Origin of the sequence: Pseudomonas paraversuta (assembly GCF_904063065.1) — a bacterium.
Taxonomy (GTDB): Bacteria; Pseudomonadota; Gammaproteobacteria; order Pseudomonadales; family Pseudomonadaceae; genus Aquipseudomonas; species Aquipseudomonas paraversuta.
This window is the reverse complement of the sequence record NZ_CAJFCL010000008.1, coordinates 286,682-313,087: the sequence shown is the minus strand read 5'-3', so window position 1 is coordinate 313,087 and position 26,406 is coordinate 286,682. Positions and strand designations below refer to the sequence as shown.

Annotated in this window: 29 protein-coding genes; 17 read left to right on the top strand and 12 right to left on the bottom strand. The window is 58.7% G+C overall.

Features of this window, described 5'->3' with window-relative positions; genetic code table 11:
- Positions 1–78: 78 nt before the first annotated feature.
- Together trpA and trpB are read right to left on the bottom strand one after the other, a co-directional pair.
- Positions 79–888, bottom strand: a complete 810-nt coding sequence (gene trpA / locus JQ845_RS18085) for a tryptophan synthase subunit alpha (RefSeq protein ID WP_003437578.1) — start codon at positions 886–888, stop codon at positions 79–81.
- Positions 888–2,108 carry a tryptophan synthase subunit beta gene (gene trpB / locus JQ845_RS18080; protein WP_003437581.1) on the bottom strand — a complete coding sequence of 407 codons (1,221 nt, stop codon included), beginning with the start codon at positions 2,106–2,108 and terminating at the stop codon, positions 888–890. Before trpB ends, trpA begins: the two co-directional genes overlap by 1 nt.
- Before the next feature lie 113 nt (positions 2,109–2,221).
- On the opposite strand from trpB, the gene JQ845_RS18075 reads away from it, so the two are divergent.
- Positions 2,222–3,121, top strand: coding sequence for a LysR family transcriptional regulator (locus tag JQ845_RS18075; protein WP_010656782.1), 900 nt, complete (start codon positions 2,222–2,224; stop codon positions 3,119–3,121).
- Here JQ845_RS18075 and JQ845_RS18070 read toward each other — a convergent pair.
- Complete coding sequence (locus JQ845_RS18070) at positions 3,118–3,444, bottom strand: ElaB/YgaM/YqjD family protein (RefSeq protein ID WP_003437585.1); 327 nt, start codon at positions 3,442–3,444, stop codon at positions 3,118–3,120. The two genes, JQ845_RS18075 and JQ845_RS18070, sit on opposite strands and share 4 nt — an antisense overlap.
- Positions 3,445–3,598: 154 nt before the next feature.
- Here JQ845_RS18070 and JQ845_RS18065 point away from each other — a divergent pair, with 154 nt between their 5' ends.
- A complete protein-coding gene (locus JQ845_RS18065) occupies positions 3,599–3,814 on the top strand; it encodes a dodecin (RefSeq protein WP_003437588.1) in 216 nt (71 codons plus the stop codon).
- 118 nt (positions 3,815–3,932) lie between these two features.
- Positions 3,933–4,157, top strand: coding sequence for a DUF1161 domain-containing protein (locus tag JQ845_RS18060; RefSeq protein WP_003437590.1), 225 nt, complete (start codon positions 3,933–3,935; stop codon positions 4,155–4,157).
- A 67-nt stretch (positions 4,158–4,224) separates the two neighbouring features.
- Here JQ845_RS18060 and JQ845_RS18055 read toward each other — a convergent pair whose 3' ends face one another.
- Entirely contained in the window at positions 4,225–5,229 is a 1,005-nt protein-coding gene (locus JQ845_RS18055) for an LLM class flavin-dependent oxidoreductase (RefSeq protein WP_003437593.1), read from the bottom strand.
- A 216-nt stretch (positions 5,230–5,445) separates the two neighbouring features.
- Between JQ845_RS18055 and JQ845_RS18050 the strand changes: the two genes are divergently transcribed.
- A complete protein-coding gene (locus tag JQ845_RS18050) occupies positions 5,446–5,877 on the top strand; it encodes an OsmC family protein (protein WP_003437594.1) in 432 nt (143 codons plus the stop codon).
- A 173-nt stretch (positions 5,878–6,050) separates the two neighbouring features.
- Positions 6,051–6,284, top strand: a complete 234-nt coding sequence (locus tag JQ845_RS18045) for a DUF1161 domain-containing protein (RefSeq protein ID WP_003437596.1) — start codon at positions 6,051–6,053, stop codon at positions 6,282–6,284.
- A gap of 2 nt (positions 6,285–6,286) precedes the next feature.
- On the opposite strand, the gene JQ845_RS18040 is transcribed toward JQ845_RS18045, so the two are convergent.
- A complete protein-coding gene (locus tag JQ845_RS18040) occupies positions 6,287–6,703 on the bottom strand; it encodes a PA0061/PA0062 family lipoprotein (protein ID WP_003437607.1) in 417 nt (138 codons plus the stop codon).
- Positions 6,704–6,862: 159 nt separating this feature from the next.
- On the opposite strand from JQ845_RS18040, the gene JQ845_RS18035 reads away from it, so the two are divergent.
- Positions 6,863–7,912 (top strand): aminopeptidase, encoded by a 1,050-nt coding sequence (locus tag JQ845_RS18035; RefSeq protein WP_010656779.1) that lies wholly within the window; start codon positions 6,863–6,865, stop codon positions 7,910–7,912.
- Here JQ845_RS18035 and JQ845_RS18030 read toward each other — a convergent pair.
- Entirely contained in the window at positions 7,909–8,544 is a 636-nt protein-coding gene (locus JQ845_RS18030) for a dual specificity protein phosphatase family protein (RefSeq protein WP_203009315.1), read from the bottom strand. The two genes, JQ845_RS18035 and JQ845_RS18030, sit on opposite strands and share 4 nt — an antisense overlap.
- 297 nt (positions 8,545–8,841) lie before the next feature.
- Here JQ845_RS18030 and JQ845_RS18025 point away from each other — a divergent pair, with 297 nt between their 5' ends.
- The 3 genes from JQ845_RS18025 to JQ845_RS18015 are packed head-to-tail and all read left to right on the top strand — an operon-like array spanning position 8,842 to position 12,632.
- Positions 8,842–9,579 carry a gluconate 2-dehydrogenase subunit 3 family protein gene (locus JQ845_RS18025; RefSeq protein WP_202210187.1) on the top strand — a complete coding sequence of 246 codons (738 nt, stop codon included), beginning with the start codon at positions 8,842–8,844 and terminating at the stop codon, positions 9,577–9,579.
- A 2-nt stretch (positions 9,580–9,581) separates the two neighbouring features.
- Positions 9,582–11,366 carry a GMC family oxidoreductase gene (locus tag JQ845_RS18020; protein ID WP_003437617.1) on the top strand — a complete coding sequence of 595 codons (1,785 nt, stop codon included), beginning with the start codon at positions 9,582–9,584 and terminating at the stop codon, positions 11,364–11,366.
- 12 nt (positions 11,367–11,378) lie between these two features.
- Positions 11,379–12,632: a cytochrome c gene (locus tag JQ845_RS18015; RefSeq protein ID WP_003437619.1), complete on the top strand. Its 1,254-nt coding sequence runs from the start codon at positions 11,379–11,381 to the stop codon at positions 12,630–12,632.
- A gap of 91 nt (positions 12,633–12,723) precedes the next feature.
- Here JQ845_RS18015 and JQ845_RS18010 read toward each other — a convergent pair whose 3' ends face one another.
- On the bottom strand, positions 12,724–13,488 hold the full coding sequence (locus JQ845_RS18010) for a transporter substrate-binding domain-containing protein (protein WP_003437621.1): 765 nt from the start codon (positions 13,486–13,488) through the stop codon (positions 12,724–12,726).
- 138 nt (positions 13,489–13,626) lie between these two features.
- Between JQ845_RS18010 and JQ845_RS18005 the strand changes: the two genes are divergently transcribed.
- On the top strand, positions 13,627–14,064 hold the full coding sequence (locus JQ845_RS18005) for a DUF4399 domain-containing protein (protein ID WP_003437624.1): 438 nt from the start codon (positions 13,627–13,629) through the stop codon (positions 14,062–14,064).
- A 58-nt stretch (positions 14,065–14,122) separates the two neighbouring features.
- On the opposite strand, the gene serA is transcribed toward JQ845_RS18005, so the two are convergent.
- Entirely contained in the window at positions 14,123–15,352 is a 1,230-nt protein-coding gene (serA, locus tag JQ845_RS18000) for a phosphoglycerate dehydrogenase (protein WP_003437626.1), read from the bottom strand.
- Positions 15,353–15,558: 206 nt separating this feature from the next.
- Here serA and JQ845_RS17995 point away from each other — a divergent pair, with 206 nt between their 5' ends.
- The 7 genes from JQ845_RS17995 to JQ845_RS17965 all read left to right on the top strand — a co-directional run bounded on the left by JQ845_RS17995 (position 15,559) and on the right by JQ845_RS17965 (position 22,450).
- Complete coding sequence (locus tag JQ845_RS17995; protein WP_003437628.1) at positions 15,559–16,953, top strand: FAD-binding oxidoreductase; 1,395 nt, start codon at positions 15,559–15,561, stop codon at positions 16,951–16,953.
- 87 nt (positions 16,954–17,040) lie between these two features.
- Complete coding sequence (locus tag JQ845_RS17990) at positions 17,041–17,706, top strand: fumarylacetoacetate hydrolase family protein (RefSeq protein WP_010656776.1); 666 nt, start codon at positions 17,041–17,043, stop codon at positions 17,704–17,706.
- Between the two features lie 130 nt (positions 17,707–17,836).
- A complete protein-coding gene (locus JQ845_RS17985) occupies positions 17,837–18,877 on the top strand; it encodes a DUF5924 family protein (RefSeq protein ID WP_003437635.1) in 1,041 nt (346 codons plus the stop codon).
- Between the two features lie 79 nt (positions 18,878–18,956).
- Positions 18,957–20,087 (top strand): ABC transporter permease, encoded by a 1,131-nt coding sequence (locus tag JQ845_RS17980; RefSeq protein ID WP_003437638.1) that lies wholly within the window; start codon positions 18,957–18,959, stop codon positions 20,085–20,087.
- A gap of 8 nt (positions 20,088–20,095) precedes the next feature.
- Complete coding sequence (locus JQ845_RS17975; RefSeq protein ID WP_003437642.1) at positions 20,096–20,887, top strand: ABC transporter ATP-binding protein; 792 nt, start codon at positions 20,096–20,098, stop codon at positions 20,885–20,887.
- A 1-nt stretch (position 20,888) separates the two neighbouring features.
- The gene (locus JQ845_RS17970) at positions 20,889–21,827 is read left to right on the top strand and encodes an MlaD family protein (protein ID WP_003437645.1); all 939 of its coding nucleotides are present in this window, start codon (positions 20,889–20,891) and stop codon (positions 21,825–21,827) included.
- The gene (locus JQ845_RS17965) at positions 21,824–22,450 is read left to right on the top strand and encodes an ABC-type transport auxiliary lipoprotein family protein (protein WP_161719174.1); all 627 of its coding nucleotides are present in this window, start codon (positions 21,824–21,826) and stop codon (positions 22,448–22,450) included. Before JQ845_RS17970 ends, JQ845_RS17965 begins: the two co-directional genes overlap by 4 nt.
- A gap of 70 nt (positions 22,451–22,520) precedes the next feature.
- Here JQ845_RS17965 and JQ845_RS17960 read toward each other — a convergent pair whose 3' ends face one another.
- The 4 genes from JQ845_RS17960 to JQ845_RS17945 all read right to left on the bottom strand — a co-directional run bounded on the left by JQ845_RS17960 (position 22,521) and on the right by JQ845_RS17945 (position 26,380).
- Positions 22,521–23,750, bottom strand: a complete 1,230-nt coding sequence (locus tag JQ845_RS17960; protein WP_003437651.1) for a nucleoside recognition domain-containing protein — start codon at positions 23,748–23,750, stop codon at positions 22,521–22,523.
- 105 nt (positions 23,751–23,855) lie between these two features.
- A complete protein-coding gene (gene gltP, locus JQ845_RS17955; protein WP_003437653.1) occupies positions 23,856–25,175 on the bottom strand; it encodes a glutamate/aspartate:proton symporter GltP in 1,320 nt (439 codons plus the stop codon).
- Positions 25,176–25,748: 573 nt separating this feature from the next.
- The gene (locus tag JQ845_RS17950; protein ID WP_010656775.1) at positions 25,749–26,213 is read right to left on the bottom strand and encodes an inhibitor of vertebrate lysozyme family protein; all 465 of its coding nucleotides are present in this window, start codon (positions 26,211–26,213) and stop codon (positions 25,749–25,751) included.
- 2 nt (positions 26,214–26,215) lie between these two features.
- On the bottom strand, positions 26,216–26,380 hold the full coding sequence (locus tag JQ845_RS17945) for a DUF1328 domain-containing protein (RefSeq protein WP_003437658.1): 165 nt from the start codon (positions 26,378–26,380) through the stop codon (positions 26,216–26,218).
- Between the last annotated feature and the right edge of the window lie 26 nt (positions 26,381–26,406).

The window sequence follows — 26,406 nt, the reverse complement described above, 5'->3', positions numbered from 1 at the left end:
CCCGCACCCTGCAGGAGCGAGCTTGCCTCGCGATGGCAACCGCTGGGTCGTATCGCTGGCAAACCAGCTCCCACAGGGTTACTGACGTGCCTTGCGCACACCTTCAGCCAGTGCCGCGCACAGGCTCAATACGCCATCGACCGCCTGTTGCGGGGTCGCTGCATTCTCGATTTTGTCGATCAGGGCCGAGCCCACCACCACGCCATCGGCCAAGCGGGCAATCGCTGCCGCTTGCTCCGGGGTGCGGATGCCGAAGCCCACACTGATCGGCAAATCGGTATGCCGGCGCAGACGCTCAATCGCTTCACGCACCTGATCGGTCGTCGCCGAACCGGCACCGGTCACGCCCGCCACGGACACGTAGTACACAAAGCCCGAGCTGCCGGTCAGCACTTTGGGCAGACGCACGTCGTCGGTGGTCGGGGTGGTCAGGCGGATAAAGTCCAGACCTGCAGCCTGCGCCGGGTCGCACAGCTCGGCGTTGTGCTCGGGCGGCATGTCGACCACGATCAGGCCGTCGACGCCCGCTGCCTTGGCTTCAGCAATAAACCGCGGCACGCCATAGTGGTGAATCGGGTTGAAGTAACCCATCAGCACCAGCGGTGTGTCGTGGTTGCCTTCACGGAATTCGCGAACCATTTGCAGGGTTTTCGCCAGGTTCTGCCTGGCTCCCAGGGCACGGATATTGGCCAGCTGAATCGCCGGGCCATCCGCCATGGGGTCGGTGAACGGCATGCCCAGCTCGATCACATCGGCGCCAGCAGCTGGCAGGCCTTTGAGGATCGCCAGCGAGGTGTCGTAATCCGGATCGCCGGCAGTGACGAAGGTCACCAGCGCAGCGCGGTTTTGTTCCTTGAGTTCGGCAAAACGCGTTTGCAGGCGGCTCATCAGTGTTTCTCCTGCTGGGACTGTTCCATGTGGTGCATCACGGTTTGCATGTCTTTGTCGCCTCGGCCGGACAGGTTGACCACCATCAGGTGCTCGGCTGGCAGGGTCGGCGCACGCTTGAACACTTCCGCCAGGGCATGGGCACTTTCCAGCGCCGGGATGATGCCTTCAAGACGGCAGCATTTATGGAACGCGTCGAGGGCTTCTTCGTCAGTTACCGAGGTGTACTCAACGCGACCGATATCATGCAACCAGGCGTGCTCGGGACCGATACCCGGGTAGTCCAGGCCGGCGGAAATCGAATGTGCGTCGATGATCTGGCCATCGTCGTCCTGCAACAGGAAGGTACGGTTGCCGTGCAGCACGCCCGGTTCGCCGCCGTTGAGGCTGGCTGCGTGCTTGCCGGTTTCGATACCGTAGCCCGCCGCTTCAACGCCGATGATCTCGACGCTGGTGTCATCCAGGAACGGGTGGAACAGGCCCATCGCGTTGGACCCACCGCCAATGCAGGCCACCAGGCTGTCGGGCAGACGGCCTTCCTGAGCTTGCATCTGGTCGCGGGTTTCCTTGCCGATCACGGCCTGGAAGTCGCGGACCATGGCCGGATACGGATGCGGCCCCGCCACAGTACCAATCAGATAGAAGGTGTCATCGACGTTGGTCACCCAGTCGCGCAACGCTTCGTTCATCGCGTCCTTGAGGGTGCCGGTGCCCGCCACGACCGGGATCACTTCAGCGCCCAGCAGCTTCATGCGGAACACGTTGGCCTGCTGGCGTTCGATGTCAGTGGTGCCCATGTAGATCACGCACTGCAGACCAAAGCGCGCGGCCACGGTGGCGGTAGCCACGCCGTGCATGCCGGCGCCGGTCTCGGCGATGATGCGTTTTTTGCCCATGCGCCGCGCCAGCAGGATCTGGCCGATGCAGTTGTTGATCTTGTGCGCGCCGGTATGGTTCAGCTCTTCGCGCTTGAGGTAAATTTTGGCGCCGCCACAGAACTCGGTCAGACGCTCGGCGTAATACAGCGGGCTTGGGCGCCCGACATAGTCGCGCTGGAAATAGGCCAGCTCTTTAATGAACTCGGGGTCGGTCTTGGCCAGCTCATACTCGCGATCCAGATCAAGGATCAGCGGCATCAGGGTTTCGGCCACGTAGCGGCCGCCGAATGAGCCAAACAGGCCATTGGCATCAGGGCCGGTACGCAAAGTGGATTGGGTCATGGGACGCTCCAGATAAAAAGGTACGAAGGTCGATGGACCTGACTTTAACCGCGACAGCCGAGGATGAAAACCGATAAGATCGCTGCAACCTGTCAGGAAAACTCACAGATACCATGAGCCGTGACCTTCCCCCGCTGAACGCCCTGCGCGCGTTCGAAGCCACTGCCAGGCTGAGCAGCGTGAGCCTTGCGGCCGAACAGCTGAACGTCACCCACGGTGCCGTCAGTCGGCAACTGAAAGTGCTCGAAGAGCACCTGGGCGTCAGCCTGTTCGTCAAGGAAGGACGCGGCCTTAAGCTCACGGATGCCGGGTTGCGCCTGCGTGAGGCCAGCAGCGAAGCCTTCGACCGCCTGCGTAATGTGTGCACTGAACTCACGCAAAGCCATGTCGATGCGCCCTTTGTACTTGGCTGCTCGGGCAGTTTGCTGGCGCGCTGGTTCATCCCTCGACTGGGCCGGCTCAATGCCGACCTGCCGGACTTGCGCCTGCACTTGTCGGCCGGCGAAGGCGACCTTGATCCGCGCCGCCCGGGGCTCGATGCCCTGCTGCTGTTTGCCGAGCCACCCTGGCCCGCCGACATGCAGGTCTATGAACTGGCCAGCGAGCGGATCGGGCCGGTGATCAGCCCGCGTTACGCCCGCTATGAGCAACTGCGCCAGGCACCCGTGAGCGCCCTGCTGGACGAAGCGTTGTTGCACACCACTTCGAGGCCCCAGGCATGGCCAAGCTGGGCGCAGCAAAACGCGATCCAGGCAAAAGATTTGAAATATGGACAAGGGTTTGAGCACTTGTACTACTTGCTCGAAGCCGCCGTAGCAGGCCTGGGTGTGGCAATTGCCCCCGAGCCGTTGGTGGCTGAAGACTTGCGGGCCGGACGCCTGGCTGCACCTTGGGGCTTCAAGCAAACCCCGGCGCAGCTGGCGTTATGGCTGCCCAAGCGCGCCGCAGACGGACGCGCCCGGCAACTGGCGCAATGGCTCAAGACTGAGCTTGGGCGCAGCGCGGATAATTAGTTACCGCGCTTGCACATCAGGAAGGCGGCCAACAGGCCCAGGGCGCCGATGGCAACGCCAGCGGTGGCATACGGATGCTCTTGGGCATACTCGCGGGTGGCGACAGCGGTTTCCCGCGTTTTGTCCTTGACCTCTTCGTAAGCATCGCTGATCAGGTGACGTGAATGTTTCAGCGCATTCTCTGCGTTGCCTTTGAGGGCACTCAAGGTTTTTTTGGACTCGTCAGAAGCGTCGTGCTTCAGGCTTTCCAGAGACTTGAGCAGGCTCTCGATCTCAGCTTCCATGCTTTGCAATGAGGCTTTACGTAAGGAATTGCTAGCCATTAGGGCTCTCCTGCATTGATGAGTGAGGTACGTGTTAACTCCGACTCCGGGGTGCCACAAAAGTGCAGTCGGTCTGAACTTTTCGTTTCCTGTCGCCTACAAAGTATTGAGCACAATCGCTGCTAGGCTTTGATCTACGACAAAGGAGAACGTTATGTCTGACCATCACACCTACAAGAAAATCGAACTGGTAGGCTCGTCCCCGAGCAGCATAGAAGACGCCATCGGTAATGCACTGGCAGAGGCCAACAAAAGCATCAAACACATAGAATGGTTCGAGGTGATCGATACCCGGGGCCACGTCAAGGACGGCAAGGTGGGCCACTATCAGGTCACCCTCAAGGTCGGCTTCCGGATTGCCAGCAGTTGAGCCGCATCATCCTTTAGGGCTGATCGACTGGCCGTTTGCCATAAACTCCGCTACACCGTCTGGGTGCAACGCAGTACATGCGTTGCACCCTTTTAGTTTCGACCGGGGAATGTGACCGATGAAAAAGTTTTTATTGGCTATAGGTTTGCTGAGTCTTGCTGGAACAGCGTTCGCAGCTGGCAAACCTTGCGAAACAGTGAAAAGCGAAATCGCAGCGAAGATTGAGGCCAATGGCGCTCGTCATTATTCGCTGACGGTAGTGGACAAAGGCACGGCGACGGACGGAAAAGTAGTAGGTTCCTGCGAAGCAGGCACCAAGGACATCGTCTACAAGCGCGGTTAAACCTGCGCAGGCAAAAAAGCCGACCCCGGGGTCGGCTTTTTTGTGGCCATCAGCCCGCTTCTGCAGGTCAGTCCTGTTTCATCACCTGGGCCAGCAGTTCATATGAGCGAATGCGATCCGCGTGCTCATACAGATCACAGGTGAAGATCAGCTCGTCCGCCCCGGTTTGCTCAATCAGCACTTCGAGTCTGGCGCGGATTTTCTCTGGACTGCCAACCATCGCCAGGCCCAGAAAGCTCATCACCGCTTCTTTCTCATGGGGCAGCCACAAGCCATCCATCGAGTCCACCGGCGCACGCTGCACCAGACTTTGCCCGCGCATCAACGCCAGAATCCGCTGCAGCACCGAGGTGGACAGGTACTCGGCCTGCTCGTCGGTATCGGCCGCCACCAGTGGCACACCCAGCATCACATAGGGTTTGTCGAGGGTCGCTGACGGCTTGAAGTGATTGCGATAAACGCGAATCGCTTCGTGCATCATCCGCGGGGCGAAATGTGAAGCGAAGGCGTAGGGCAGACCGCGTTCACCGGCCAATTGCGCACTGAACAGGCTGGAACCGAGCAACCATACCGGCACATTAGTCCCGGTGCCCGGCATTGCGATGACCCGCTGATCCGGGGTTCGCGGGCCCAGATAGCGCATCAGCTCGGCCACATCTTCAGGAAAGTCATCCGAACTGCCGGAGCGCTCGCGGCGCAAGGCCCGGGCGGTCATCTGGTCGGAGCCCGGCGCACGCCCAAGGCCCAGATCAATCCGGCCCGGATACAGGCTTTCAAGGGTGCCGAACTGTTCAGCGATCACCAGGGGCGCATGATTGGGCAACATCACCCCGCCTGAACCGACGCGAATGGTCGAGGTGCCGCCGGCCAGGTAGCCAATCAGCACCGAGGTCGCCGAGCTGGCGATGCCGTCCATGTTGTGGTGTTCGGCCACCCAGAAACGGTTATAGCCAAACTTTTCTACGTGCTGCGCCAGGTCCAGCGAATTGTGCAACGACTGGGCGGCGCTGCCATTTTCACGCACAGGCACCAGGTCGAGGGTCGAGAATTTAACATCGGACAATCGTGTCATGAGCCGGCTTCTCCTAATTGGACGCAGGCCGTGACGCTCGCCAAAACCTGCCAGTGCTTTAGCAATATGGGCATATACCCGAGTTTCAATGGCAAGCCATCAATTGAGCGACTAAAAAAGACGATTGGTCAGAGAAGATGAACTTTGTGAGCCCGGCTCCCCTCACACATCCAGTCAAGGTGTGAAATCTTTCATGCCGTTCTTCAGGAGGCACGCATGACTATTAAAAAAACGGCATCGGCGCATTGGGAAGGCGATGTCAAAACCGGCATCGGCTCCATCTCCACTGAAACCGGGGTTCTGAACAAGGCGCCGTATGGCTTCAAGGCCCGTTTCGAAGGCGGCAAGGGCACCAACCCTGAAGAACTGATTGGCGCGGCCCATGCCGGTTGCTTCTCCATGGCCCTGTCGATGATTCTCGGTGAGGCCGGGCTCAAGCCGGACAGTATCGACACCCAGGCTGAGGTTTCCCTGGACAAGGTCGAAGGCGGCTACGGGATCACTGCCGTGCATCTGACGCTCAAAGCCAAGGTGCCGGGGGCGACCCAGGCACAATTCGAGGAAGCGACCAAAAAGGCCAAAGAAGGTTGCCCTGTGTCCAAAGTGCTGAATGCCAAAATCACCCTCGATGCCACCCTGGTGGGTTAATCCGGCGGGTTGATGACACACGTGCGCTCCGGTCGCCATGACCGGAGCCGCGCAGGCCAGGACAGCAGGCAAATGGCTGCCACAGATCAGTCATGCACGCGGTGAGATGTGATCGTATGATCGTTCGTCGCGTCAGATCATGACTTTGCGTTCTGTCCCAAGGGAGTCTCATCATGAAACGTTTTGCTCTAGCTGTTATCTGCTGCGCCATGGCCACTTCGGCACTGGCCGCGCCAAAGCCGTGTGAAGAACTTAAAGCCGAGATCGAAGCCAAGATCCAGGCCAACAACGTGTCGTCCTACACCCTTGAAATCGTGACCAACGATGAAGTTCACGACCAGAACATGGTGGTGGGTACGTGCGAAAACGGCAGCAAAAAGATCATCTATCAAAAGAACGACGCCTGACCTCAAGGCAAACAGTTAACCAGCCTCTCTTCGCTCAGCACCTTGCCCTCGGCGTTGTATAGCCGGGCGTAAGCGTTGAACCCCAAAGAGCGCGCCTGCAACCGGTAACGCTGGCCGGGCTGGAAATTGTCGTAATTGAGCGTGATGTAGCACAAGCGCTCCTGTGGATCGCTGAACATACCCATGCCGCCAACAAAGACTTCAAAATCGAATCGCACCATCAGTTCGTGACTGCCTGGCGTTACTTGAAAGTAACGTCCGTCGTTCAGGCGCTGATTATCCAGGCGCTCGGCCATTACCAGTTTTCCGGTTTGTGTTTCCAGGTCGATCCACGCCTTGGCGGGGTCGACGGCAGGCAATGGCGTGCTGGCACAGGCACTCAGCAGGCAGGCCATCGGCAGTAGCAGAAAGGTGCGCATGGCGAATTCCAGGTGGGATCAAAGTATGAGCATAGCCTGATGCCAGGCTACCCCCCTGCAGGCGCCAGCTTATTCAAAACCCAGGCAATCGGGCGTCGACCGGCTGCACCTACAGGGGATTGCGATTAGTCTTGGCCCATTATCCCACTGGACCGTCCCATGACGCCGCTCACTCGCTGCCTCTTCGCCCTTGTGTTGTTGCCCCTGCTCAATGGCTGTTCCAGTGCAGCGTATTACTCGCAACTGGCCGACGGCCAATGGCAGATATTAAAAGCCCGCAAGCCGGTAGCTACGGTCATTGCCGACCCGCAACAACCGCCTGCATTACGTGAGCACCTGGCAAAAGCCCAGGCCGCGAGAACCTTCGCCAGCCAGCATTTGCACCTGCCGGACAACCAGAGCTATCGCCTGTATGTCGACCTGAAACGGCCTTACGTGGTGTGGAACGTGTTTGCCACCGCGGAGTTTTCCCTGAACCCCGTCACCCATTGCTTCCCGATTGCCGGGTGCGTGGCTTACCGCGGCTACTACGCCCAAGGGGCCGCACGCGGCGCGGCGGCCCTGCAGCGTCAGCAAGGCATGGACGTGCTTGTCAGTGGCGTCGAAGCCTATTCAACCCTGGGCTGGTTTGATGATCCAATTCTCAACAGCATGCTCAACTGGGGCGATGAGCGACTGGCCACCCTGATTTTTCATGAACTGGCCCATCAGCGTTTTTATCTGAAGGACGACACCGAGTTCAATGAGTCTTTCGCCAGCTTCGTGGAACAGCAAGGCACTCGCCAATGGCGCACCTATCAGGGCTTGCCACCCTCCGGCAGCGCGGGGCTGGAGCAACGCGAGCAATTCATGGGGCTGGTGCTGGACACCCGCAAACGCCTGCAACAGCTGTACGCCCAGCCCTTGCCGGCAGCTGAAATGCGCCAGCGAAAAGCAGCAGAATTTGAACGACTGCGCAGGGAATACCGTCAGTTACGCGACCACCAATGGGCCGGTAATAACCGGTATGACCTGTGGATAAATTCGCCGATGAATAATGCCAAGCTTTTGCCATTCGGCCTGTACGACCAGTGGGTGCCCGCCTTTGCCGCCCTGTTCAAACACTCGGGAGGTGACTGGCAGGTGTTTTATGCCGAGGTAGAAAAGCTCGGTAAATTGCCGCTGCTGCAGCGCCGGGCGGCCTTGCAGCAGTGGACAACCCGGGCTTAGGCGGATTTCAACCAGCCCTTCACCACGCATGCAGCAAACGGGCTGGTACTGCAGGCACCTTTGCTCAAGGCTGTGCGCAGCTGCGGGATATCGGCCTGCATCATGTACTTCGCACCATCCTCGAAGTGTGAGTTCTGGCCAAAGCCACCCTGGGTCATTTCTTTCAGGGCGTCTTCTTTGCTCCAGTCCTGCACGACCACCCGGTACATCGCCGCCATCAGTCCAGTGCGGTCCACCCCGTGCTTGCAGTGCATCAACACAGGGCCCCGGGCTTGTGCGGTCTGAATGGCGCGCAGGGCGGCCAGTACATCGGCGTCATCCACATGGTTAGTGCGATAAGGCAACTGAACTTGTAAGACGCCAGGGGTCTTGAGCCAGGTTTCATCCGGCTCCTTCAAAAAATTGATCACGGTGCCGATCTTCAAATTTTCCAGCAAAGCCTGGGCTTCGCCATCGGGCAATGCACTGCGATACAGCGTCGGGGACATTTGATACAGGTTGTACTGCACAGCAACGGGTTGTGCCCAGTAAGCCGGACGGGCCGGGGTCGCTTCATCGGCCTGGGCCTGGGGCAACGCGAACGCAGCCAGTAATGTCAGACACAGGGCAGGGAGAAACCGGGCTTTGGGCATGTCAGTCAGACCACATCACAGTAATTAAGGGGGTATGGGGTCAGATTGAGTTAAGCCCGATCAAAACTCTGTGAGCCGTTTGTCAAAATTTCGTGAAGACGGTAAAGCACCGTGCCACTACCGGTGCGGCAAAATTACGCATGAAACGATTCATCAGCTGTCCCAGCCTGTTAGAATTTGTAACTAATAGTTGCCTGCGTGTTCTGTAAACGGATCGACTCCGCTCCAAACCGCCGCCAAAACGACAAGCTGCCACCGAGCAGCTGAAACCCGTGATTGCCCGATGAGGTGCTCCCCATGTCTGACCAAGACAACCCGCGGCGTGAGTTTTTACGCAAAACCCTGACCCTGATCCCGGTGGTCACCGTCGCCAGTACCGGCCTTGGCGGTTCAGTGCTGATGGCTACGCCTGCCGCCGCCGCACCTGAGCCGGCGAAGCGCCCTGCGACTCCGGCCAGCGCCTATGAGCCGACTTACTTCAGTGCTGAAGAGTGGGCGTTTGTGAACGCCGCCGTGGCGCGCTTGATCCCGGCTGACGAACAAGGCCCTGGCGCCCTGGAAGCTGGCGTACCGGAATATATCGATCGGCAGATGAACACCCCCTATGCCAGCGGTGCGCTGTGGTTCATGCAAGGTCCGTTCAATGCAGACGCTGCCCCGGAAATGGGCTGGCAGAGCAAGCTGGTGCCCAAACAGATTTATCGCCTGGGTATTGCTGCAACGGAGGAGCTTTGCAAAAAGACCTATAACTCAACATTTGCTGGGCTAGACAGCGCTACCCGAGACAAAGTGCTGAAACAGCTGGAAGCTGGTACCCCTGAATTCGAGAGCGTTCCGGCCAAGATGTTTTTCAGCTTTTTGCTACAAAACACCAAGGAAGGCTTCTTCTGCGACCCGATCCACGGTGGCAACAAAGGCATGGTCGGCTGGACCATGATCGGCTTTCCCGGCGCCCGCGCTGATTTCATGGACTGGGTTGAACGCAACGAGCCGTACCCCTTCCCGGCAGTATCCATCCGCGGCGAGAGGGCTTGAGCATGTCGACCGTTATGAAAAAAGTTGATGCAGTTATCGTCGGTTTCGGCTGGACCGGCTCGATCATGGCCAAAGAGCTGACAGAAGCCGGCCTGAATGTTGTGGCCCTGGAACGAGGCCCGATGCAGGACACCTACCCGGACGGCAACTATCCACAGGTGATAGACGAACTCACCTACAGCGTGCGCAAGAAGCTCTTTCAGGATGTATCGAAAGAAACCGTCACCATCCGCCACAGCGTGAATGACGTGGCCTTGCCCAATCGCCAGTTGGGCGCGTTTCTGCCCGGTAACGGCGTGGGCGGTGCAGGTTTGCACTGGTCGGGGGTGCATTTCCGGGTGGACCCTATTGAACTGCGGATGCGCAGTCATTACGAAGAACGCTACGGCAAAAACTTTATCCCCAAAGACATGACCATCCAGGACTTCGGTGTCAGCTACGAAGAGCTGGAGCCGTTTTTCGACTACGCAGAAAAAGTCTTCGGCACCTCGGGCCAGGCCTGGACCGTCAAAGGTCAGCTGGTCGGCAAAGACAATGGCGGCAACCCTTACGCGCCGGATCGCTCAGACCATTTTCCGCTGGTCTCGCAAAAGAACACCGTATCCGCACAGCTGTTTCAGAAAGCGGCCAATGAAGTGGGTTACAAACCCTACAACCTGCCATCGGCCAACACCTCGGGGCCTTACACCAACCCCTATGGCGCACAGATGGGGCCGTGCAACTTCTGCGGTTTTTGCAGCGGTTACGTGTGCTACATGTACTCCAAAGCCTCGCCCAACGTGAACATTCTGCCGGCGCTCAAACCGCTGCCGAACTTTGAACTGCGCCCCAACGCCCATGTAATCCGGGTCAATCTGGACAGCAGCAAAAGCAAAGCCACTGGCGTGACGTACATCGATGCACTGGGCCGGGAAATCGAGCAACCGGCGGATCTGGTGATTCTCGGGGCGTTCCAGTTCCACAACGTGCGCTTGATGCTGCTCTCGGGGATTGGCAAGCCTTACGACCCGATCACCAATGAAGGCGTGGTGGGGCGTAACTTCGCCTACCAGAACATGGGCACCATCAAGGCCTACTTCGACAAAGACGTGCACACCAACAATTTCATCGGCGCTGGCGGCAACGGCGTGGCGGTGGACGACTTCAACGCGGACAACTTCGACCACGGGCCCCACGGCTTCGTCGGTGGCTCGCCGATGTGGGTCAATCAGGCGGGCAGCCGGCCGATTGCCGGCACCTCGAACCCGCCCGGCACGCCGGCATGGGGCAGCGCCTGGAAGCGCGCCACAGCGGATTACTACACCCATCAGGTGTCGATGGACTCACATGGTGCCCATCAGTCTTACCGCTGCAACTACCTCGATCTCGACCCCGTATATCGCGACTCCTACGGTCAGCCATTGCTGCGGATGACGTTCGACTGGCAGGAAAACGACATCAAGATGAACCGTTTCATGATGGAAAAAATGGGCAAGATCGCCGAAGCGATGAACCCCAAAGCCATCGCCGCCATCGGCAAAAAAGTCGGGGATCACTTCAACACCGCGTCCTACCAGACCACTCACCTGAACGGTGGCGCAATCATGGGTACCGATCCGAAAACCAGTGCCCTGAACCGCTACTTGCAGAGCTGGGACGTGCATAACGTATTTGTCCCCGGCGCATCGGCGTTCCCCCAGGGCCTGGGCTACAACCCGACAGGTCTGGTTGCCGCGTTGACCTACTGGTCGGCCCGGGCGATCCGCGAGCAGTACCTGAAAAACCCCGGCCCGCTGGTTCAGGCATAAGGAGCGATGAGCATGAAAGCAATTGTTATCGCGACCCTGGCCCTGCTGGGCAGTTTCTCGGCAGTGGCCGCGCAGGAAGATCAGCAGACGCTGATCAAGCAAGGTGAATATCTGGCCCGTGCCGGTGACTGCGTGGCATGCCACACGGCCAAGGATGGCAAGCCGTTCGCCGGCGGGCTGCCAATGGAAACCCCGATTGGCATGATTTATTCAACCAACATCACCCCGGACAAAAGCGGCATCGGCGCCTACAGCTTTGACGATTTCGACAAGGCCGTACGCCATGGCATCGCCAAAAATGGCGACACCCTGTACCCGGCCATGCCTTATCCGTCCTACGCCCGGGTCACTGAAACCGACATGCAGGCGTTGTATGCCTACTTCATGAACGGGGTAAAACCTGTCGCGCAAGAAAACAAGGCGGTCGATATTCCCTGGCCGCTGAGCATGCGCTGGCCGCTGGCGATGTGGCGCTGGACGTTCGCACCGGCCGTTGCCGACTTCACCCCGGTTACCGGGCAAGACCCTGTAGTGAGCCGCGGTGCTTATCTGGTGGAAGGCCTTGGGCATTGCGGTGCATGCCATACACCACGGGCACTGACCATGCAGGAAAAAGCCTTGAGTGCGGGCGACAGCAGCGCGTTTTTGTCAGGCAGCGCACCGCTGGAAGGCTGGATTGCGAAGAACCTGCGCGGTGACCATAAAGATGGCCTGGGCAGCTGGAACGAAGAACAACTGGTGCAGTTTCTGAAGACCGGTCGCAGTGACCGCAGTGCGGTGTTTGGCGGCATGAGCGATGTGATTGTGCATAGCATGCAGTACATGTCCGAAGCCGACCTGACAGCCATTGCCCGCTACCTGAAATCGCTGCCGGCAGTGGACGCGGCGGACATGCCGCATCAATACGATCCGGCAGTCGCCGATGCCTTGTGGAACGGCGATGACAGCAAGCGCGGTGCGGCGGTGTATATCGACAACTGCGCTGCCTGCCATCGCACTGACGGGCACGGTTATACCCGGGTCTTCCCGGCGTTGGCGGGGAACCCGGTGCTGCTGTCAGACGACCCGACGTCGCTGATTCATATCGTGCTCAAAGGCGGGACGCTGCCGGCAACCCATACGGCGCCGTCGACCTTCACCATGCCGGCTTTTGACTGGCGGTTGTCGGATCAGGAAGTCGCTGACGTGGTCAATTTCATCCGCACCAGCTGGGGCAATAAAGGTGGGGATGTGAAGGCAGCAGATGTGAAGGGGTTGCGCGAATAGGGCCCACGACCCTGCCGGCTTGCGGGCGACAGGATCAACACCGGTCGCCTGCATCGCTGGCAAGCCAGCGCCTGCAGGGCCCGGGGCTGCCTCAGGGCTTGGTGGCATCCAGACCGAACCATTTTTGCGACAGGGCTTTGAGGCGACCATCGGCCTTGATCCGCTGCAAGGCATTGTCCAGGCTGGTCTGGAACGCCGGATTGCCCTTCTGGAAGGGAATCGCCAGCGCTACTACAGGCCCCATGGTTGCACCTTCCTTCACCGGCAACCGGCTATCGCGAATCGCATACGGGGTCAGCAAACGGTCACTGACCGCTGCATCCAGTTGTTTGTTCACCAACGCCACCAATGACTGATGGGCATCCGGGTAGCTGTGCACTTCCCCTGCCTGACCGGTACGCACCTGCTCGACAAACTGGCTGCCCTGGGCTACGCCTAAGAGCTGGCCCTTGAGGGTGCCCGGGGTGTTGAGCGAACGCTGTTCTTCCTGCCGCACGATCAACTGCGCAGCGGTATAGCTGTAAGGCTCGCTGAAATCGAACCGATCCTGCAGTTCCGGGGTCAAAGCAATGTGATTGATTGCTACATCGTATTTACCGCTTTCAACGCCCGGCAGCAGGTCATTGCTGTCGGTGATGAGAATCGAGGGAGTCACTTCCAGCTCCTTGGCCAGTAACTCGCCCAGTTCGACGTCGAAACCGGTCAAACGACCGTCCTGCTTGAAGCTGAAGGGAGGCAGGTCAGCCTCGAGGGCGATACGCAGTTCGCCCCGGTCATTCACATCGTCGATCAATTCGGCTTGGACAAAAGGACTCGCCAATGGCAGTAAAAGCATCAGGCCCGGCAGAAAACGCATGGTCACTCCTTTGAATTTGATGCAAGCGATTCGCAACTGGCGTCCGCTTTGCTTTATGTTGGTCAATTGCGGCGTTGGACAACAGATCCGCTCAAAGTTGTCCTAAGCCTGAGCATTTTGTAAAAAACGGAGAAAAAAATGAAAGCTCTATTGTCTCGTGTTGCGTTGGCTTCTGTATTGATGGGCGCCTCGGTCATGGCCACGGCTGCCGGCATGCCGACTACCCCGGCACCTAAAGACGCCGAAGTATTCATCGTCTCCCCCGCTGACGGCGCCACTGTGGATAAAACCTTCACCGTCAAGTTCGGCGCCAAAAACGTCGCCATTGCACCGGCTGGCGACCAGACCGCAAATACTGGCCACCACCATCTGCTGATCGATGTCGACAAGCTGCCTGCCGCCGCCATGCCAATCCCGGCAGACGCCAACCACGTGCATTTCGGCAAAGGCCAGGTCGAAACCGAAGTAACGCTGACCCCGGGCAAGCACACCCTGCAACTGGAACTGGGCGACAAAAACCACGTACCGTTTGAGCCTGCCGTGGTTTCGAAAAAAATCACCGTCAATGTGAAGTAGTTTTTACCGCGCATAAAAAAGGGAGACCCAAGGGTCTCCCTTTTTATTGACCCGCGTCTTAGAACAGAACGCGGCAACGGATGGTGCCGTTGATGGTTTGCAGCTTCTCTTGCGCCAGGTCCGAAGACTCGGCGTCGACGTCGATCACTACATAGCCAACTTTCTCGTTGGTTTGCAGGAACTGGCCGGAGATGTTGATACCGTTTTCGGCGAAGACCTTGTTGATCTCGCTCATCACACCCGGGATGTTCTGGTGGATGTGCAGCAAACGGTGCTTGCCAGGGTGAGCCGGCAGGGCAACTTCCGGGAAGTTCACGGACGATACCGAAGTACCGTTGTCGCTGTACTTGACCAGCTTCTCTGCCACTTCCAGACCGATGTTGGCTTGCGCTTCAGCGGTGGAACCGCCGATGTGCGGGGTCAGGATCACGTTGTCCAGGCCACGCAGCGGGCTTTCGAACACGTCGTCGTTGGAGCGCGGCTCAACCGGGAACACGTCGATAGCGGCGCCGATCAGGTGCTTGTCCTTGATCGCGTCAGCCAGGGCGTCCAGCTCAACCACGGTGCCACGTGCGGCGTTGATCAGAATCCCGCCCTTCTTGATGGCGCGAATTTCTTTCTCGCCGATCATCCACTGGGTGGCTGCAGTTTCAGGTACGTGCAGAGTCACGATGTCGGACATGCCCAACAGTTCGTGCAGATTGCCAACCTGGGTCGCGTTACCCAACGGCAGCTTGGTCACGGTGTCATAGAAGAACACCTGCATGCCCAGGCCTTCGGCCAGTACCGACAATTGCGTACCGATCGAGCCATAACCGACGATACCCAGTTTCTTGCCCCGGATTTCGAAGGAGTTGGCTGCACTTTTGATCCAGCCACCGCGGTGGCAGGAAGCGTTTTTCTCAGGGATGCCACGCAACAACAGGATCGCTTCAGCCAGCACCAACTCGGCCACCGAACGGGTGTTGGAGTAAGGCGCGTTGAAAACAGCGATACCGCGTTCGCGAGCAGCGTTGAGGTCGACCTGGTTGGTGCCGATGCAGAAACAACCAACAGCGACCAGTTTCTTGGCGCAATCGAACACTTCTTCGGTCAGCTGGGTACGAGAACGGATGCCGATAAAGTGGGCATCAGCGATCTTTTCCTTCAGCTGGGCTTCAGGCAAGGAACTGGTGATGTACTCGATGCTGGTGTAACCGGCAGACTTGAGTACTTCAACAGCGGATTGGTGGACGCCTTCCAAAAGAAGGAACTTGATCTTGCTCTTATCGAGAGAAGTCTTGCTCATCTGCGTAAACCTGTGTCCCAGAGAAAAAATGGCAGGGAATGGACAGCGAGAGCTGACCTGTCCGGCGTGAAGACCGGCACCGAGAATCGTCCTACGGCTCGATTCTACGGGGGGGTCGTATGCTAGCATAAGCGCCCCGCTAAACACCCATACCTGCGACGTGAAGCGTTCTCAGGATGACCATGAATTGTTCGAGAGTTCTGTTGATGACCCATCCAGTCTTGATTGAAGAGCTAAAGTCCCTGGTAGAGCCTGGCAAGGTCTTGACCGACGCTGACTCCCTCAACGCTTTTGGCAAGGACTGGACCAAGCATTTCGCCCCGGCCCCGCTGGCCATCGTGTTCCCCAAAACCACTGAGCAAGTACAGGCCATTGTGCGCTGGGCCAATGAGCGCAAGATCGCCCTGGTACCGTCGGGCGGCCGTACGGGTTTGTCGGCGGCAGCCGTGGCGGCCAATGGCGAAGTGGTGGTGTCGTTTGACTACATGAACCAGGTGCTGGACATCAACCTGACGGACCGCACCGTGGTCTGTCAGCCCGGTGTGGTCACCGCGCATCTGCAGAACCTGGCCGAAGAAAACGGCCTGTACTACCCGGTGGATTTTGCCTCGGCCGGCTCCAGCCAGATTGGCGGCAATATCGGCACCAATGCCGGCGGGATCAAGGTTATCCGCTACGGCATGACCCGCAACTGGGTGGCGGGGATGAAAGTCGTGACCGGCAAGGGCGATGTGCTCGAGCTCAACAAGGACCTGATCAAGAACGCCACCGGCTACGACATGCGCCAGCTGTTTATCGGCGCCGAGGGCACCCTGGGTTTTGTGGTCGAAGCCACCATGCGCCTGGACCGTGCGCCGAAAAACCTGACGGCGATGGTGTTGGGTACGGCCGATTTCGATTCGATCATGCCCGTGCTGCACGCCTTTCAGAGCAAGCTGGATCTGACAGCCTTTGAGTTCTTCTCCGACAAGGCTCTGGCCAAAGTGATGGGCCGCGGCGATGTACCCTCGCCGTTCGAGACCGATTGCCCGTTCTATGCCCTGCTGGAATTTGAAGCCACCACTGAAGAAGTGGCCAATGCCGCGCTGGAAACCTTCGAGCACTGCATGGAGCAGGGCTGGGTGCTGGATGGCGTGATGAGCCAGAGCGAGACCCAGCTGCAAAATCTGTGGAAACTTCGCGAATACATCTCCGAAACCATTTCCCACTGGACGCCATACAAAAACGACATTTCGGTCACCGTATCGAAAGTCCCGGCATTTCTAAAGGAAATTGACGCCATCGTCGGCGAACACTACCCGGACTTCGAAATCGTCTGGTTCGGCCACATTGGCGACGGCAACCTGCACCTGAACATCCTCAAGCCGGAAAACCTGAGCAAGGACGAGTTCTTCGCCAAGTGCGCGACGGTGAACAAGTGGGTATTTGAAACCGTCGAGAAGTACAACGGTTCCATCTCTGCCGAACACGGCGTGGGCATGACCAAACGTGACTACCTGACCTACAGCCGCTCGCCGGTCGAAATCGAGTACATGAAAGCGCTCAAGGCCGTGTTCGACCCGAACGGCATCATGAACCCGGGCAAGATTTTTGCGATTTAACTAACAATGCCCCCTGCAGGAGTGAGCTTTAGCGCTGGCTCCTGCAGGGTTGGTTTCATCACCCTTGAATCCCCAGCGGAGCGGTCCATGAGCTATCAGCACCAGTATGTCGACGGTACCCGGATTCACTTTCCAATCGGCAAGGTGGTGTGCATCGGACGCAACTATGCCGAGCACGCCAAAGAGCTGGATAACCCGATCCCCACCGAGCCCCTGCTGTTTATCAAACCGGGCAGTTGTGTCGTGGCTCTGGACGGTGGTTTTGCGATCCCCACCGAGCGCGGTTCGGTGCATTACGAAGCAGAAATCTCGGTGCTGATCGGCAAGGCCCTGTCCAACAAACCAAGCCGCGAGGAAGTGCTGGATGCTATCTCCGGCTTCGCGCCCGGACTGGACCTGACCCTGCGCGACAAGCAGGCCGAGCTCAAAGGCAAGGGCCTGCCATGGGAAATCGCCAAATCATTCGATGGCGCCTGCGTGCTGGCCCCGTTCGTACCGAGCTGCACCTTCGCTGATCTGGCCGACATCGGCATCCGCCTGAGCATCAATGGTGAAGTGCGCCAGGACGGCAACAGCGCGCTGATGCTCAATCCGATCGTGCCGATGATCCAGCACATGGCAGCCTGTTTCTCGCTGCAAGCCGGCGACGTGATCATGACCGGCACCCCGGCAGGCGTTGGCCCGCTGAATGTCGGCGATGAACTGGTACTGGAACTGACTGACGTGAGCCGCTTCGACAGCAGCGTGCGCTGAACCGCAGTGGGAGCCTGGCTTGCCAGCTCCCACCTGTTTCGGGCTGCGGGGGCGTAAACATCCCGGACGCTGCGTCCTCTAAAACGCTATTCTGTCGAGGATATTTCCTATACAGAATGTGAACCGCCGAATGCCGAACTGGAACCACTACGTACAGCGCATCCTTGAATTAATGAAGCGCTATCCGGGGCTGATCGCGGCATTTGGCTTTTGCTCGGGCGTGGGCAGTTTCATTCTGGTGGACCGCCAGCAAGGCATGGCCCGCTGGATCGCCGTGATCCTGCTGGTGAGCTGGGTCTGGCTGATGCTGGAAAACAGTTTCACCCAGTTGTTCAGCCGCGTGTTCAAACGCGAAATCCCCCCGCCGTTGCTGCGTTATGCAACGCAGATGATTCATCAGGAAAGCCTGTTTTTTGTCCTGCCCTTCTTCTTCATTACCACCACCTGGAACAGCGGACAGCTGGTGTTTACCGGTCTGCTGGGTGCCGCGGCACTGGTGACCATCACCGACCCGCTGTACTACCGCTGGCTGGCACCCAGGCGCTGGCTGTATCTGGCAATGCACACCCTGGCCTTGTTCGCGGCCCTGCTGACGGCACTGCCGATCATCCTCAACCTGACCACCTCCCAGAGCTACAAGCTGGCGCTGGGCACCGCGGTACTGCTTTCAATCCCGAGCCTGGCCGTGAGCCTGCCGCTGAAGACCTGGCGCGGCTGGCTGGTGCTGCCCTTGATCGTACTGACACTGGGGGGCACCGGCTGGCTGCTGCGCTCGTGGGTACCGCCTGCAACGCTATGGATGACCGAGGTCGCGGTGACCACCCAATTGCAGGACCGCACGCCGGGCGAAAGCGTTGAGCAGATCAGCGTTAGCGAACTGCGCAGCAGGGGTCTGTATGCCTACACCTCGATCAACGCACCCCGTGGCCTGAATGAACGGATCTACCATGTGTGGCAGCTCAACGGCCAGGAAGTCGACCGTATCGCGCTGGATATTCACGGGGGACGCAAAGAAGGCTATCGCGCCTGGACCCACAAACAGAACTTCCCGCCGAATCCCGAGGGACGCTGGCAAGTACGGGTGATCACCGAAGACGGGCAACTGATTGGCGTGTTGCGCTTTCGGGTTAACCCAGATCAATCCCCAGGGACCGATGTTCAGGCAAACTGACGCAGTTTTACAGGACTGTGCTATTACATAAGGTCTACGTTCAAGCGTATTTAGCTGGGAGCTTACGATTATTACGGCCATGGCGGGCAATGCCCAACTAGACACTTCCAGCAATCCGGCGCGGCTGCGTATCAGCGGCGACTGGACGTTGGCCCATTACACCCGGCTCAAACAGCAGACCGAGCAACTGGCCGGTCAGTACGACGCTCAAACCGCAATTGATCTGGATGAAGTGTCCAGCATCGATACTGCAGGGGCGTCGTTGCTGGTGGACCTGTTGGGCGCCGAACGCGTCAGCCAGCTGACCGACACCGCACACAAACTTCCCGCCGCTGACCGTGCCCTGCTGCAAACGGTCTACGCCTCACTGCGCGACTTCTGTGTGCCGGTCAAAGTCCCCCAGCAGAACATCTGCATCCTGTTGTTGAGCCGTATCGGCGGCGCGGTCTACAAGCTGTGGCAAGACTCGCTGCAGTTGCTGGGCTTCATCGGACTGATTCTGCAAACCCTGGCGCGCAACCTGTTCCGGCCAAAACAGTGGCGCATTACCCCCATGGTGGCGCATATCGAGCAGATCGGCCTCAACGCCGCGCCGATTGTGGTGTTGTTGACCTTCATGGTGGGCGCGGTGGTGGCCTTTCTCGGTGCCACGGTGCTGGCCAACTTTGGTGCGGGGATCTTTACCGTAGATCTGGTTGCCTTCTCCTTCCTGCGCGAGTTTGGCGTGTTGCTCACCGCCATCCTGCTGGCAGGCCGGACGGCCAGCGCCTTTACGGCACAAATCGGCTCGATGAAAGCCAACGAAGAGATCGACGCTATTCGCACTCTGGGCCTCGACCCCATGGATTTGCTGGTGCTGCCACGGGTTTTGGCACTGCTTATCGCGCTGCCGCTGCTGACCTTTCTGGCCATGATGGCCGGCATCCTCGGTGGCGCGGTGGTGTGCGTGGTCTCGCTGGGCATTTCCCCCGACATGTTCATATCGCTGTTGCACTCCGATATCGGCGTTCAGCACTTTTTGGTGGGCATGGTCAAAGCACCGTTCTTTGCCTTTCTGATCGCTGCAGTGGGCTGCCTTGAGGGCTTTAAAGTCAGCGGCAGCGCCGAATCTGTGGGCGAGCACACCACGTCCAGCGTGGTGCAATCGATCTTTATCGTGATCGTCCTCGACGCCGTGGCTGCGTTGTTCTTTATGGAGATGGGCTGGTGAGTGGGCCAATGCAAGCGCCCCGCGAGGCGATAATCGAAGTACGGGGTCTGTGTAACCGGTTTGGCAGCCAGGCTGTGCACGAGAACCTCGACCTGGATGTGTACAAGGGCGAGATCCTCGGCGTGGTCGGCGGCTCCGGCACCGGCAAGTCGGTACTGTTGCGCAGTATTGTCGGGCTAAGGCGACCGACTGAAGGCCAGGTCCGGGTGTTCGGCCAGGACCTGTTAAGCCTGCCGGAAGAGGCGCGTTCGAAGATTGAGCGGCGTTTTGGCGTGTTGTTCCAGAGCGGCGCGCTGTTTTCTTCGCTGACCGTGACGGAAAACATCGCCCTGCCCCTGATCGAACACGCGGGGCTGAGCCGCCCCGATGCAGAGCATCTGGCGTGCGTAAAGCTGGCGCTGGCCGGGCTGCCCCTGTCCGCCGCTGACAAATACCCGTCCATGCTGTCAGGCGGGATGATCAAGCGCGCGGCACTGGCCCGGGCACTGGCACTGGATCCGGACATTCTGTTTCTGGATGAACCTACCGCCGGGCTGGACCCCATTGGCGCAGCGGCGTTTGACCAGTTGATCCTGACCTTGCGTGACGCGATGGGTCTGAGCGTATTTCTCGTGACCCACGACCTGGACACGCTGTACACCATCACCGACCGGGTAGCGGTGCTCTCGCAAAAACGGGTGTTGGTGGCCGCCCCTATCAAGCAGGTCGAAGACTACGACGACCCGTGGATTCATGAATATTTCCATGGCCCCCGCGGCCGCGCTGCATACGAAGCGGCAACCAAGATCAAGGAGCAATAACATGGAAACCCGTGCCCATCATGTATTGATCGGCCTGTTCAGCGTTCTGGTCATAGTCGGGGCCATGCTGTTTGGCCTGTGGCTGGCCAAGGCCAGCATGGACAGCACCTTCAAGGATTACGAAGTGGTATTCAACGAGGCTGTCAGTGGCTTGTCCAAAGGCAGCTCGGTGCAATACAACGGGATCAAGGTCGGCGATGTCATAGAACTGCGTCTGGATGACAAGGACCCGCGCCGCGTACTGGCCCGGATTCGTCTGGCCGCCGGCACCCCGGTCAAGGTCGACACCAAGGCCAAGCTGGCGCTTACGGGCGTGACGGGCACCTCGATCATCCAGCTCAGCGGTGGCGACCCGAACAGCCCGGACCTCAAAGGTGTAAACGGCAAACTGCCCACCATCGTGGCCACCCCCTCCCCGATTGCCCGGTTGCTCACCGATGGCAATGACATGCTGGCCAATATCAACATCCTGCTGCATAACGCCAACCGCCTGTTCTCCCACGACAACGTCAACCGTGTGGGCAAGACTCTGGAAAACCTGGAGCAGACCACCTCTGCCATTGCCAGCCAGCGTGACGATATCAGCCAGATGATGAAACAGCTGGCCCAGGTCAGCAAACAGGCCAGCGGCACCCTGGAGCAAACCACCGCACTGATGCGCAACGCCAATGGCATGTTGAGCAACCAGGGCCAGCAGATGTTCAGCAGTGCCGAACAGGCCATGAAGTCGCTGCAACAGAGCACTGCAACCATCAATCTGTTGATCAACAACAATGAACAGTCGCTCAACAGCGGCCTGCAGGGCCTCAATCAGCTGGGCCCGGCCGTCAATGAGCTGCGCGAAACCCTCGGCACATTACGCTCGATTTCGCGGCGCCTGGAAGCCAATCCAAGCGGTTACCTGCTGGGCCGCGAACAGAACAAGGAATTCACGCCATGACCCGTACTTATCGCCTGGCAGGTTCAATCGTCCTGGCTGCCAGTCTGAGCCTGCTCAGCGCCTGTTCGATATTGCCCAAGCCCGAGCAGGTTGACGTGTATTGGCTGCCCTATGCCCAGGCGCCGCTCGCCGCCAGCCGTGGCGCGCCGGTTAACTGGTCGCTGCGACTCGAAAAACCGATGGCCAGCAACGCGCTGAACAGCCAGAACATTGCGGTGGTGCCCGAGGGCAATCTGATCAGCAATTACAAAGGCGCGCGCTGGAGCGATCCGGCGCCTGTGCTGCTGCGCAATCGCTTGCTCGATGCGTTCTTGCAGGATGGCCGGATTCAGGGGCTGAGCACCGACGACAGCAACCTGCAGGCCGATTACGAGTTAGGCGGAGAGTTACTGGCGTTCCAGACCCGCTATAACGGTAAAAGCCCCGAGGTGCTGATTCAGTACAACGCCCGGCTGGTGCGCAGCAGCGATCAGCGGGTGCTGGCGTCCAGGCGCTTTGAAGCACGCCAGCCACTGAGCAATCCGATGGTGCCGGGGGTTGTTGCAGGTTTTGGCCAGGCCGCTGACACGCTGATGCCGCAAGTGGTGCAGTGGGTGGTGCAGCAAGGGCAGGCGCAACGCTGAGCCCTTTATCGCTGGCAAGCCGGCCCCCACAACACCTGTGGAAGCCGTCTTGCCATCGGTAGTTTGAGGATTAACCGAAGAACCAGTAGCACACCGCGATCGCTGCCACTACGCCCGAAAACTCGGCGAGCAAGGCACAACCCACTGCATGGCGGGCACGCTGGATGCCCACGGCGCCGAAGTAAACGGCCAGCACATAAAAGGTGGTTTCAGTACTGCCCTGCACCGTCGCGGCGACCAGCGCCGGAAAGCTGTCCACCCCTTGGGTCTGCATGGTTTCGATCAACAGGGCCCGCGCCGCACTGCCCGAGAACGGCTTGACCATTGCCGTCGGCAACGCATCGACAAAGCGCGTATCCATGCCCAGCCACTCGACCACATGGCGAATTCCGTCCAGGCCGAAATCCAGCGCACCAGAAGCCCGCAACACGCCCACCGCACACAGCATGGCCACCAGATAGGGCAGCAGGTTCTTGGCGACATCGAAGCCCTCTTTGGCCCCTTCGACGAACGCCTCGTAGACCTTGACCTTGCGCAGCGCGCCAATCACCAGAAACAGCATGATCAGCCCGAACAGCGTCAGATTGCCGAGGATCGAGGACAAACTCGCCAGCGCTGCAGCCGACAGGCTCGCCAGCAACGCCATGAACGCGCCCAGAATCAACGCCCCGGGTACCAGATAGGCCAGTACCACCGGGTCCCACAGTCGCAAGCGCTGCATGAAGGCCACCGAGAGCAGGCCTACCAGCGTCGAGGCGCTGGTCGCCAGCAGGATCGGCAGGAACACCAGGGTAGGGTCGGCTGCGCCCTGCTGAGCGCGATACATGAAGATCGTCACCGGCAACAGGGTCAGGGACGAGGCGTTGAGCACCAGAAACAGGATTTGCGCATTGCTCGCGCTGGTCGGGCTTGGATTGAGTTCTTGCAGTGCCCGCATGGCCTTGAGGCCAATGGGCGTGGCGGCATTGTCCAGGCCCAGGCCGTTGGCCGCGAAGTTCAAGGTGATAAACCCCAGTGCCGGATGCCCGGGCGGCACTTCGGGCATCAGGCGCTTGAACAGCGGTCCCAGCGCCCTGCCCAGCCAGTCGACGATGCCGGCTTTTTCAGCGATGCGCAGGAATCCCAGCCACAGGGTCAAGGTGCCGAACAAAAGAATCATCACCTCGACCGACAGCTTGGCCATGGCAAAGATACTTTCCACCATGGCCGCAAAGATCCCGGCATTGCCGCCCACCAGCCACTGGACAAGCGCCGATACCGTAGCGACCACGAAAAAGCTGAGCCATAGGCCGTTGAGCATCGAGTGAACTCCTGGAAGATACGCCGAATGATAGCGGCCAGACCGCAGAAACAACAAACCCCGGACAAGTCCGGGGTTTGTGCGGGTGCAGCTGCCGAGGGACGATTATTCGCCTTTTGGCAGGGCTTCCTTGCTGCGCCAGTGCGGCAGCGAGTTCCAGTAGCGCTCGCCCTTGGCGTCGTCGTACATACCTTCCCAGCGCGAAATAACCAGTACCGCCAGGGCGTTACCAATCACGTTCAGGGCGGTACGGGCCATGTCCATCACACGGTCGACACCGGCGATAAAGGCCAGGCCTTCAAGCGGGATGCCCACGCTGCCCAGAGTGGCCAGCAGCACTACGAAGGATACGCCCGGTACACCGGCGATGCCTTTAGAGGTAACCATCAGGGTCAGTACCAGCAGCAGTTGCTGGCTGATCGACAGGTCGATGCCGTACAGCTGCGCGATAAATATCGCCGCGATACTTTGATACAGCGTCGAGCCGTCCAGGTTGAAGGAGTAGCCGGTCGGTACCACGAAGCTGCAAATGGCTTTCGGCGCGCCGTAGGCTTCCATCTTCTCGATCACGCGCGGCAGCACGGTTTCGGAGCTGGCGGTGGAGTAAGCCAGAACCAGCTCATCCTTGAAGATGCGCATCAACCTGATTACCGAGAAGCCAAACAGCTTGGCGATGAGGCCCAGCACGGCAAAGGCGAAGAACAGAATGGCGGCGTAAACCAGCAATACCAGTTTGGCCAGCGGCACCAGAGAGGCAAAACCGAAGTTGGCAACGGTCACGGCGATCAGCGCAAACACACCGATTGGCGCGTAGTTCATGATCATGTGAGTCACTTTGAACATCGACTCGGACACGCCCTGGAAGGTTTTCACCAGCGGGTCGCGCAGTTCGGCATTCAGGCTCGACAAGCCGAGGCCGAAGAGTACCGAGAAGAAGATGATCGGCAGCATCTCACCGCGAGCCATGGCTGCGAAGATGTTCGACGGAATCAGGTTGAGGATGGTTTCAATGAACGCATGCTCATGGGTCACTTCAGCAGCAGTGGCCTGATACTTGGAAATATCGACCGTGCCCAGCGTGCTCATGTCGATCCCGGCGCCCGGGTGGAACACGTTGGCCAGCACCAGACCGACCAGAATCGCGATGGTGGTTACCACCTCGAAGTAAAGAATGGTTTTAAGACCGATGCGACCCAGCTTCTTCGCATCACCCACGCCTGCAATCCCGACAACCAGTGAGGAAATCACGATTGGGATCACGATCATCTTGATCAGACGGATAAAGATATCGCCGGCAGGTTGCAGAACGTTGCTGATCCACCAGGCTTTTTCGGCACTGAAGTGGTTGAGCAGCGCGCCGATTGCAATCCCGAGGACCAGACCGATTAGGATCTGCCAGGCGAGGCTAAGTTTTGCCTTCTTCATGTCATTACCCTTACTTCAAGTGGACTCGGGTGAAGGCTTTGACCAGAGCGCTCAAAGCGCAAAAATCGAAAGCCTGCACCCCCGTAGAAGGTCGCCCAAATCGAACCGGACAGGCTCTTTGGCAGGCGAAAAAAGGCGCAACTATTCCCATGCCGGAGTAAACCGTCTAATGCCGTAAACGCCTACCCCATGCCGAATCGGCATGGGTTTTGTCCGACAAGACTTCATGAACATGGGCTGAGGAAAGTTAAGAATAGACGACATAAGTGCCGCACACCGGCTGTTTCAAGGTCTTTTGTGGCCGTAAATAGCGACGAAAAAGCGTCAAACAATTAAGAAATATCCCATTGCATTAATCGGGAATTCTGAAGAAAAGATTTTGTATCCGGTCGATATACGGTCGGGGTTCAGAGGTTGTTCCTGCCCCGTCGATACTTTGCAAAATAATGAGAACAGACAATGCATTAGCTATGTATGCAGCGACCCTGCAGACACAAAAAAGCCCAGAGAAAACCTGGGCTGTCGTGTCTGAAAAAGCGAACCTGCTCCCAAAAAATCAAAGAGCCGTGCCCCTCAGTACCAATTCGGGTCTTTCTTTAACTGCTCTTTAAGCATGGCCTGTACACCTTCGTCCGGCTGACCCAAAAAGCGGTAGTCGGCGTGACGTGTCGGGGATTTGTCTGCAGGCAGACCGGCCGGCACCTCAACCAACATTGCATAAGCGTGTTTCTTGTCAAAACTGACGGCGACAATCAGGCGCCCGGTCGTGCAGGTATCGGCGGTCTCACATAAAGGACCGACCAGATACTTGTCGCCATTTTCAGTCACGGCATTCATTTGCTCGGCCGCACCGGAGAGGTTCATCACCCACTCGGGCAAACGCTCCTCCTTCTTCACCACCTGTTGCCAGGCCTCACGGTAGTCAGGATCGCTGAGTAACTGGTTAGCGTGCGACTGGCCATCGTTTGCGGCCAGGGCCATGGCACTGCTGCCCACCAACAGGGCAGCGGCCAATGCCTTCAGGGATCGGCTAAGCATGATCAACCTTTACCACGACGGCCAAAGATGAAGGACACCACGAACATCACCAGGAATACGACAAAGAGAATCTTGGCAATGCCGGTCGCGGTGCCCGCTATACCACCAAAGCCCAGTACAGCAGCGATGATGGCGATGATCAGGAAGGTAACTGCCCAACTCAACATGGTGTTTCTCCTTATTACTGTGGGAA